This is a genomic window from Vibrio sp. V43_P6S15P86 (assembly GCF_009904725.1).
GTDB classification, from domain to species: domain Bacteria; phylum Pseudomonadota; class Gammaproteobacteria; order Enterobacterales; family Vibrionaceae; genus Vibrio; species Vibrio diabolicus.
In genome coordinates this window covers 1-10682 of sequence record NZ_WXWT01000090.1, presented here as the reverse complement: position 1 = coordinate 10682, position 10682 = coordinate 1, and the positions used below count along the sequence as shown (strand labels likewise).

Genomic DNA, 10682 nt, shown 5'->3' with positions numbered 1-10682 from the left:
GCTCCTGATCCATAGAAGATTAGAAGAATTACGGACCTATGTGGCAAGATTTCTTGACGTTGATTCCTATTGCTATCACGATGCTAAATATCGATATGTAGAGCTATTTTCTCCAAACCATAAACCATTACATATTAGTAATTACGATATTATCGCTCGAGTAGATAATTCATTAGTGGTAAACTTCATAATGGTTATCGCAGTTGAATTTGATGGTGGCATAGAGCCTTACTCGTGCTTGCTTCAAGCTCGCTACAATAAAGGTTCAGTCGAATTTAATGTATCAGAGAGGGAAAGCCATTGGACCCTAGAACTGGATAAGGTGACGGTACAAATTTTCAAAAAAATTAAGCAGTCACTATCTTTTAACCCATTAAGATTAAGATAAATTGTAGGTACTGGCTTTAATTCTTATTAGGCTTTGTTGCACAATTTCTATGGAAAGCGAAGATGTCTAACGTTAAGTCATGATTAACCAATATATTTATGAGAATGAAGGCTTGTGATAACCATACCGCTTTTTCCACTTCTCGTTGGAGCCGTAGAGCTTCTGACAACCTAATGCTAAATGACGAGGATGTCCTTGTTGCCAGAAGACAGGCCCTTCTCGTGGTGGGATAAGCGGAACCGCTCGCTTGACCCGTATAGAATCATGGCAATTCCTTGTGTCATAGGCACCATCATCTGATATCTCAATGATTTTTCGACATGTCTGCTTGAGTAAGTTGGGGAGCACTTCGGCATCGGTTACGTTAGATTAACTCAGCTCTGCTACGACTATTTCATGGGTGCTGGTATCTATTGTGATATGCAGCTTACACCAGACTCTGCGCTTCCCATAAGTACCATGCTTCTTGACCTTCCATTCACCTTCGCCATAAACCTTGAGGCCAGTGGCATCAATTGCCAGATGTTGTATTGCTTCTCTGGTTTTGGTTTTAAATGAAACCTCAACTTCCTTGACTCGAGGGCTTATACAGGTGTAGTGCGGGCAAACAAGCGGAATGTTAGCCAGCTTAAATACTGAGTCTAGAAAACCTTGCAGCGCTCTCAATGGCATAAAGAATACGCGTTTCACCATCAGTGCGGTAGTAATGGCTAAGTCGCTGAGTCGGCGATGTCTACCACGCTTGCCTTGTTTGTTTTGCTTCCAATCGGCTATCGCTTCCTCATCAATCCAAAAGGTCAGAGAACCATGGTTAATTAAGGCTTGATTGTACTGCTTACAATTCGTCGTTTTGTAACGAGGTTTAGGCATGAGGCTACGAGGATTAATGGGTGTAGCCGATCAGATCGTGGCATCTTGATTTAGTTCCATGGATTTAAGCAACAAATAGAAATAATGACCCATTACTACAAGAGCCATCATGCAAACCCACTCATGAAGCTTCTTGTAAATAATGATAGGGTCTTACTTTTGTGTATGCTTACGGCTGTACTCCAGAAATAAATGATGGCTGTACGGTTAGAGAGGGAGCAGACCCAAATGGGTGGGTTCAAGTAGCACCGTATAGTACGCATAAGAACTCAACAGTGGTTGTTCTTTATGAAGGCAGAGGTAAAGTGTCAGACAAACCATTTACGGATAATACACATCATTACATAGAAATAGCGGACTTTTCATACTTTGACCTGTATAATCTTAGTTCACTTGCATCGAATCTGACAGTGGGCTTTTTTCACTTTGTCATACTTGGAGTTATTCATGGTTTGCTATTGTTAGATTTTCCGAAACTGATACTTGTCCAATGGTTTTTTTATTTACGACCATACGGTTTTTAGTGAAGATGATTGATCTCAAAGAATCTAGCTCAGCTAGAAAAGATCTGCCCATAAATCTTGCTAAACACATCCACTATACCCGTATAAGTAACGAAAGCTCTGTCGTGCTTTAATTACTCAATTCAGTCTACAGAAAATTTTGACCGCATCTAATGTTGTGTAACTTTCTTACACTTAATCTCAGTGTTTTTGTTGAAGCTAACTAAAAGGACATGTTATGGTTTTAAAGTTGGACAAATTATGGTTTTAGCCAATATGTAACATGTTGAGTTTAAACTATGTGGTTGGACGCATTATGGTTTTAGCGACAAAAAGCCCTGCGTATATCGCAGGGCTTTTTTCGTTTTTGAACCCTCTTTTACTGCGTTTGCTCTTCAAAGTCTTCTGATGAATCAAGTTTCTTGAGGTTATTTAGGTATAATTTATAATCTCACGCGCTTGATACCGAACTGTCGTGAAGATTATTTCGAGTACATTCGCCGAATAACCATTTTCACCTGGGATACTTTAATGATTTCAAAAAACCAATTAAAACTGCTTCGTGCTTTAGGTCAAAAGAAACAGCGTAAAGCGCATGGCTTATTCCTAGTTCAGGGTGAAAAGAACGTTTTAGAGCTGGCAAGTAGTTCATTAAAGGTGAAGCATGTCTTCGCAACCGAGGCATTTCTCGAACAAAACGCTAGTGCGCTATGTAGTTTTGATTGCATTGAAGCATCGCTTGACGACCTGACCAAAGCGAGCACTCTCGTGAGCAATAACGCGGCCATTGCAGTGGTTGAAATCCCGAGTGTAAAAGTGCCTCAAGCAAAAGGCTTGATGATTGCGCTAGATGGCGTATCTGACCCAGGTAATCTAGGAACGATTATTCGTGTCGCAGACTGGTATGGCATCAAGCACATTATTGCGAGTACAGATTGTGCTGATCCGTATAATCCTAAGACGATCAGCGCGACCATGGGCAGTTTTGGCCGCGTACAAGTGAGTCTGGTGGATTTGCCAAGTTACTTAGAAGAAGCCAACTTGCCAGTTTATGGCGCGTTTCTGGAAGGGGAGAGCGTTCATAAAACGGAATTCGCTGCTGAAGGTATTTTGTTGATGGGCAGCGAGTCCCACGGCGTACGTGAAGAAGCTGCGAAGCTCGTGACAAATAAGATCACGATTCCGGCATTTGGTGGTGCTGAGTCGCTGAATGTCGCAATGGCAACCGGTATTATTTTAGACAATATGCGTCGACATCATTGTTAATGTAACTATGCGCCAATAATGAAGCCAGTCAATTTGACTGGCTTTGTTGTATTTACCACCTGTTAAAAATGAGCCCATTTGCAAGTTGTACTCAATTAAACAACAGTGAATGCCGAGGATGACTTAATTTTGATTCAGATCAATAGGCTGCACCTATAAATAAAATTACTCATTTCCATTTAGTAAATTCAGGAAATTAGGCGACACTTATCTAAAGGCCGCAATAAAATGCCCTTAAGGAGATAAGAATGCATTCATTAAAAGTAAAAGATTACATGACGTTGCAAGCGGTGACCTTCACTAAAGATATGTCACTTTCGGCTGCTTTGAATAAAGTCATGCAAAGCGTCACATTAGGTGGGCCCGTCATTGATGAGAATGAAAAGGTAGTTGGATTCTTATCAGAACAAGACTTGTTAGATAAATTGGTGAAAGCGAGTTATCACTGCCAAGACACGCATACCGTTCAAGAGTGTATGCATGACGATGTTTTATCTGTTTCTCCAGACATGTCAGTGATTGAGTTGGCTGACATGATGAAGATTGGTAAGCCAAAAATGTATCCAGTGGTTGACGGCAAAGGTAAATTGGTTGGCGTTATCACTAGGCGAGATGTGCTGCGCGCCATCGGGATGACTTTAAATGAATGTTTTAAGCATCCAGTTTAACCTTTCTGATCAAATATCATAGGTGCTTGATTTTAAATAAGTCATTTGGAAAGACGCTTCGGCGTCTTTTTTTTATTTTCAATCGACGAGTTTTTAAAAAATCACCTTGACCTTGGAGCTAGCTCTAAGGTTTATCCTTAGTCATAGGCAAAGAGCCTACACCAATAAGGAAAATAAATTATGTGTACGAAACATCAAGGTTGCCAATCCAGCAAAATCAAAACTGCGGTGCCGCTTGGCGCGAGCGAGTCGTGCTGCGCACCAGTAAAATCTTCACTCAGCATTTCTCAAGCTGGCGTAGAAGTGTCCGAAAGTTCATGTTGCAGCGGAGGTAGTTGTAGCGCCGATCCTGGTGAGGAAGAAGAGCCCTCAAGGGAGAATGATTCCTCAATTCGAAACTCGTGGCTTGTGTCAGGTATGGATTGCCCTTCATGTGCACAAAAGCTTGAAAAAGCTATTACGTCTTTGGAAGGTGTTAGCCAAGCAAAAGTCTTGTTTGCAACAGAAAAACTGGTTGTCGATTTTGATAATCACGAGCTGACCTCTACGATAGAACATGCAGCCCAACAAACAGGTTTTCCGCTTTCTTCACTCGATGCTCCAAAACCAAATACCGCAACGAAAGGCTGGCGTGGGGTAGTAAAAGACAACATTCAAATTCTCTCTATTGCTAGTGCGATGGCTGTCGCGGCAATAATTTCTAAGATCGACCCTCAAATAAGCGCTTGGTTATTCACGTTGACCTGCTTACTGGGTTTATACCCAATTGCGCTCAAAGCATTCAAGTTGGCGCGTAGCGGTACGCCTTTTGCGATTGAAACGTTAATGAGTGTGGCAGCGCTCGGCGCTTTATATTTAGGTGAAACCGCTGAAGCGGCAATGGTGTTATTGCTTTTCCTTATTGGTGAAAAGTTAGAAGCATATGCATCATCCCGCGCTCGAAGTGGTGTCCAAGCGCTAATGGACTTAGTCCCAGAAAATTCAATTTTAATTGTTGATGGTGAGCGTAAAGAGGTGCCTGCAGCTCAGCTTAAGCCGGGGGATATTATAGAAGTTGCACCCGGTGGTCGTTTGCCAGCGGATGGTGTGTTGCAAGATGCGCTTGCAAGTTTTGACGAAAGCGCGTTAACGGGAGAATCCGTTCCCGTTGAGCACCAAACGGGTGGCAAAGTGATGGCCGGGGCTGTGGTTGTCGATAAAGTCGTTCGTTTACAGGTGACCTCTCGCCAAGGCGAGAATGCGATTGACCGAATTCTCCATTTGATTGAAGAAGCAGAATCTCGTAAGGCACCATTAGAACGTTTTCTGGATAAGTTCAGCCGTTGGTATACGCCGCTGATGATGTTGGTGTCCCTGATGGTTATCGTCACGCCACCACTGTTGTTTGCTCAACCATGGGAAACGTGGATTTATCGAGGACTTGCCCTGTTACTGATCGCCTGTCCGTGTGCGTTGGTTATTTCAACGCCTGCAGCGATTACTTCTGGCTTGGCGGCTGCGGCGAAGCGGGGGGCATTAATCAAAGGTGGTGCGGCGCTTGAGTTGCTTGGTAAGGTTGAGTCCGTCGCATTTGATAAAACCGGTACATTGACGCAAGGTAAACCACAGGTGACCGACGTCTTTGCTTTTGGTGTAGATGAAGACAAGTTACTTAGCCTGACAGCCTCAATCGAAGTTGGCTCAAGCCATCCTCTCGCGGTTTCTTTAGTTAATAAAGTGCAACAGCAGGGGCTTCCTATTCCTGAAGCGCTAGATAAAACCGCGCAAGTGGGCTCTGGTGTCACAGGTTACGTCGATGGGAAAATAGTCCAAGTAGTCACGCCTTCTAAGGCCGATTTCCCACTTTCTCAAGAAACCGAAGAGCGAGTGGTGACGTTGGAACAACAAGGTAAAACGGTTGTCATTGTGCGTTACGATTACGAGGTCATTGGCGTGATTGCATGGCAAGATACATTGCGCCCAGATGCCCAAGAAGCTATCGCTACGTTGAAGGAGCTTGGGATAACGTCGGTGATGCTAACCGGTGACAACCCGAGAAGTGCTGAGGCAATGGCGGCCAGAATAGGCTTGGATTATAAAGCAAGCTTATTACCAGCAGATAAAGTGCATTACGTCGAGAAACTATCACAGCAACACACCGTTGCAATGGTGGGAGATGGTATTAATGATGCGCCAGCGATGAAAGCTTCGAGTATCGGTATTGCGATGGGAGGCGGTACGGATGTTGCGCTGGAAACGGCCGACGCGGCATTAACGCACAATCGTCTGATTGAGTTACCTGCCATGATAGAACTATCGCGTGCGACGTTAAGTAATATTCGTCAGAATGTTGCGTTAGCGCTTGGTTTGAAAGGCGTTTTCTTGGTGACAAGTTTACTGGGCATTACGGGTCTATGGGTGGCAGTATTAGCCGATAGCGGCGCAACTGCACTGGTTACGTTAAATGCGTTGAGATTGCTCCGTTTTGAGTCCAAGCAGGCCAAGTGACCTACCTAACTAGCTAATAAAAAGCTCGAGGCATTCGTGTCTCGGGCTTTTTTAACCGTATCGACGAAATCTAATAATATGTTTTAGTTTGTTTTTTAAATCACGCATCGCTATGCAACAAAATGAGCCAAACTCCCCAAAAGTGTGATCATTGCTTGTTTTGGGTGAAATTATAGTTTCATTACATTTTCTCATTGTGATTGTGATCACTCTATGTTGGTGAAAGGTTCGCTACAGTGCATTTGTACCCAATAACTGATTAATGAGCTTATTGTTCATAAAATAAGCCACAATAAGGAGCGACTTATGTCTCAAGCTGTATTTCATTTAGGTGTTACTGAAGCTGATCTTAATGGTGCGACTCTAGCCATCATTCCTGGTGATCCAGCGCGCGTTCAAAAAATCGCAGAACAAATGGAAAACCCAGTATTTCTAGCAAGTCACCGTGAATACACGCTATACCGTGCCGAATTAGACGGTAAACCTGTTGTGGTTTGTTCTACAGGTATTGGTGGCCCTTCTACCTCTATCGCAGTTGAGGAACTCGCGCAACTTGGTGTTCGTACTTTCCTACGTGTTGGTACAACTGGCGCAATTCAACCGCATGTAAACGTAGGTGACATGATCGTAACGACGGGGTCAGTTCGCCTTGACGGTGCGAGCCTGCACTTTGCGCCAATGGAATTCCCAGCAGTTGCTGACTTTGAAGTAGCAACTGCAATGAAAGCGGCAGTAGAAGAGTCTGGCGCTGCGGTTCACATGGGTGTGACGGCTTCAAGTGATACGTTCTACCCAGGTCAAGAGCGCTACGACACGTTCTCTGGTCGCGTTGTTAAGCGTTTCCAAGGTTCTATGCAAGAATGGCAAGACATGGGCGTACTTAACTTTGAGATGGAGTCTGCAACATTGCTAACAATGTGTGCGAGCTCTGGTCTAAAAGCAGGTTGTGTAGCGGGTGTAATCATCAACCGTACACAAAAAGAGATTCCAGATCATTCAACACTGAAAGAGACGGAAGCTCGTTCAATTAAGGTGGTAGTAGAAGCAGCGCGTAAAATGCTGTAAGCCGCGATAATTGGCATGTTAAACAAACGGAAAAACCAGAGGCACGCCTCTGGTTTTTTTCTACCTATCTAAACCCACACTTAAAAATTAGGTATGAAAAAAGCAGCCTGTAACGCTGCTTTTGATCATTTTGAATTCTAGCTTTTATCGCTGATGTTAGATCTCGTCCGAGCCGCCTGCGTCTTTAAACCAAGCCGTTAGGTGCGTTCTTAAGTCTTTAAGCTCATCAGGGCCAATCAGAGCTAGCCCCAAATCTTCTGCACGAGTAATGTCATTGTGACGAAGCGGTCGGAAGCTCACCAGCATTGCACGTGCTTGTAAACCACCTAGCAGATCTCTGAGGGACTCTAGCTTGTACAAGGTGTCATCGCCGTCATCTCGCATGCCTTTGGTTTTACACTCAATGATGTGGAGCTTGTTGTTTACCACTGTTGCAACATCCAACTCATTGCGTACTTCACTTTCACCAAGTTTGCGATAAACCTGAACATTCAAAGAGCGATCTTGAATCGTCGGCATCGTATCTTGAATTTGCTTGACCGTGCTGTGTACCAGAGTCTCTAACCATTCACCGTTTGAAAAGCGGCGTGCATCTTCATCTGCAAACGTTAGAACGCCATTCTCATAAGTGGCGATTTGCGCTTCCACTAAGTCCGAAAGCAGCATGTTGAGCTCACGGTAGCCTTGTTGCTTTTCAGAAAGCTCCACATCAAGTTTTTGCTCTTTGCGGCATGTGGTTGCAAGGTAGTTAAGAGTCGCTAAGCCTGGACCAAGCTCAAGCGCATTTGAGGCCCAGCGTTCACCAAGTTCATACAGTTTTTTATCAAGAAGAGGAGGTAAATCAACGTGGTGGAACTCGCCGCGTGCGCCGAAGATGGTGAGGTAGTCAGCAATCGTAATGTGGTCTTCGACTTGAGTATCTTCTTTGCCATCTGGGTATAACCAGCAAAGCTTATCGCTACTTGGCTCAACCACAAAAATTGGCCAGCGATAGGTACGGAAAACCTCGTACACAGACAATAAGCGATGACGAAGACCGCAACTGGCGTTCAATTTCACATCTTCGCCGCGTTCATGGAGATCTTTTGCCAGTTTTTGAATCGCTTGTTTGATCAGCGAAGTATTGACGGCGGATGGGATTTCAAAAAATTCGGAAGTAATGTCTCGTTGCTCTAAAACGGCACTCAGTCGGTCAAATATATCTAACTGGCTCTTGTCTCCGATGAAGACGATATGTGTGCTTAGCGTACGATTATCTAATAGAGGAGTGACCAATCTCACTGGGTCTTGGTCGATAATACCAACATGAACAGCCATAGATTTTCCTTTTTATGAGGCCGCTCGAAAATAGATGTGCAAGGGGATGAGCTGGCCATATTAATCATATGTAGACATGGCTGATAAAAAACAAGGGCGACTTAACAAAAAGTCGCCCTTATACAGTTGATTGCACTGATTAATGCTCAAATTTATAAATGATTTATAACTTAAAGCGGTGAACCAATTCATTCTGTTGATGAGCCAAGTGAGTCAGGGATTCACTGGTCTGTGCGATGCTCGACATAGCTTGGAAGCTTTCATCGGCGATACTATTGATATCTTCAATACTGCGTGCAATGTCTGCTGAGGTTTCACTTTGCTCTGCTGCCGCTTGCGAAATATGCGTACTCATTTGGCTGATTTCGATGATTAGCGCTTGAATCTCTTCCATTGAGCTGTTCGCTTTTGATGCTTGCTCAACAGACATCTCCATATCGCTCATACAGCTTTGTATTACTTGATTTGCTGACTGAGAGCTGGATTGCAGATTACTGATCATCGATTCAATTTCAGTGGTGGACTGAGTGGTTCTGGATGCAAGCACACGCACCTCATCGGCCACTACCGCAAAGCCGCGACCTTGCTCGCCAGCGCGAGCCGCTTCAATTGCTGCATTCAATGCCAATAGGTTAGTTTGTTCAGCAATGTTGCGAATCACATCGAGGATAGAACCAATTTGACCACTCATTTTTTGCAATTCAGAGACAGCGGAAACGGATTCGTTCAAACGCGTTTCCAGTTGATTTATGGTCGAGATATTGCTGCTCATGACATTTCTGCCTTCTTCAGAGGCAGATTCGACACGCTGCACCATTTCTAGTGAGCCTTGTGCACTTTGAGCGACTTCTTGCACTGAGTGAGACATTTCCGTCATTGCGGTCGCAACGTTTGCTGTTTGCTCGCGTTGTGAACTTAATTTGCTTTGCGCTTGCGAAGACGTGCTTTCGTTTGTTGCTGCGGTCGAAGATAGGTTCTCTGACGCTTCGTTGAGTTTCACTAAGATCTCGTGAAGACTGTCGGCGAGTGAGTTAATGTGTCCACTTACTCGGCTGAACTCGTTGTTATAGCGAATATCGATACGTTGTGTCATGTCACCTTCAGTCAGGCTTTCAAGCACTTTTAGAATACGAGTCAATGGCTCGCGAACGCTGTGCGCGATGTGGTAGCCAATCGCTGTGGCAAGTAGCACGACAACAACGCCAATGATGATGGCTTTCGTCACACCCGCAGAATAAATGTCACCAGCGTCTGCTAACGACTCATTAAGTTTATCCGTTGCGGTTGTCGTAAATTGCTCAAGAATCGCCATGGTTGAATCAACTTTATTCGCTAGGTTGGCGATGTTGTTGTATAGCGCTGCACGAGCATTTAGGTAATTATTGTGCTGGTCTAACACCCCTCCACGCATTCCCACGTCGCGTGTGAATTGTTCTACCGACTCACCAAACGCTGTTTTTAGTTCAGGCAATTGAGTAACTAAACCACGGAAAGCATAGTTCAAATGAGTCACTGCTTTGCGGTTTTTGGTCACGGCTTGCGTAACAAACTCAGGATCAGAGCTGGCGAGGGCATCAGAGGTTATAACTTCGGCATCTTTTAGCTTAATGAAGTAACTCTTCGCCATGACTTTGACAGAAATGCTGGTTTGATCTGCCACATATTCTTTAAGGCCGACCGACAACTCGGTATTCAGCTTTTGGAAGCGACGTGACGATTTTTGCACTTTTTCTTGCGCAGCGAACATCGCTTCGTAGTTGTCCATGGCTTCAAGAGCTTCAGTAAAATAGCTCTGCTCTAACGTTTTTAATTGTGAAAACGGTTCGGCAAGAGAAGGGTAGATTTGGCTTGCTGTTTCCAATTGAGCCAAAGTGGATTCGAAACGTTGTTGAGATCTAGCAAATTCCTGACGCATTTCATCCATGCGTTGTTTATTCTCTGTCGTCAGAAAATCTTTAAACGATTTGTCGGCAGAAAGCAGTTCAACACTGGTTTGGTTAGATAACGATACCAGTGGTAGGGATGATTTAGACACGGTGCCAAACTTCCCGTGAATATCACTCATTCCTCCCATCATAATGGCAATTGTGACGGCAAATAGGATGATGATCAGAGCAA

At 44.2% G+C, this 10682-nt stretch carries 7 protein-coding genes and 1 pseudogene; 5 read left to right on the top strand and 3 right to left on the bottom strand.

Features of this window, described 5'->3' with window-relative positions; genetic code table 11:
* A partial coding sequence (locus tag CAG69_RS22430) for a hypothetical protein (protein WP_237668031.1) occupies window positions 1–388 on the top strand: 388 nt, incomplete at its 5' end.
* Between the two features lie 99 nt (window positions 389–487).
* Here CAG69_RS22430 and CAG69_RS03810 read toward each other — a convergent pair.
* A pseudogene (locus tag CAG69_RS03810) lies at window positions 488–1258 on the bottom strand (IS5 family transposase); the annotation flags it as partial.
* 1034 nt (window positions 1259–2292) lie between these two features.
* On the opposite strand from CAG69_RS03810, the gene CAG69_RS03805 reads away from it, so the two are divergent.
* From CAG69_RS03805 to udp, 4 genes are all read left to right on the top strand, one after another.
* Window positions 2293–3027, top strand: coding sequence for an RNA methyltransferase (locus tag CAG69_RS03805; protein ID WP_065645414.1), 735 nt, complete (start codon window positions 2293–2295; stop codon window positions 3025–3027).
* A gap of 248 nt (window positions 3028–3275) precedes the next feature.
* Complete coding sequence (locus CAG69_RS03800; protein ID WP_005390603.1) at window positions 3276–3695, top strand: CBS domain-containing protein; 420 nt, start codon at window positions 3276–3278, stop codon at window positions 3693–3695.
* 180 nt (window positions 3696–3875) lie between these two features.
* Entirely contained in the window at window positions 3876–6182 is a 2307-nt protein-coding gene (locus CAG69_RS03795) for a zinc/cadmium/mercury/lead-transporting ATPase (RefSeq protein ID WP_161442797.1), read from the top strand.
* Window positions 6183–6488: 306 nt separating this feature from the next.
* A complete protein-coding gene (udp, locus tag CAG69_RS03790) occupies window positions 6489–7247 on the top strand; it encodes a uridine phosphorylase (RefSeq protein ID WP_012842006.1) in 759 nt (252 codons plus the stop codon).
* Between the two features lie 156 nt (window positions 7248–7403).
* Here udp and CAG69_RS03785 read toward each other — a convergent pair whose 3' ends face one another.
* Both CAG69_RS03785 and CAG69_RS03780 read right to left on the bottom strand, forming a co-directional pair.
* Window positions 7404–8564: a DUF1887 family protein gene (locus tag CAG69_RS03785; protein ID WP_005390608.1), complete on the bottom strand. Its 1161-nt coding sequence runs from the start codon at window positions 8562–8564 to the stop codon at window positions 7404–7406.
* Window positions 8565–8727: 163 nt separating this feature from the next.
* A partial coding sequence (locus CAG69_RS03780; RefSeq protein WP_237668030.1) for a methyl-accepting chemotaxis protein occupies window positions 8728–10682 on the bottom strand: 1955 nt, incomplete at its 5' end.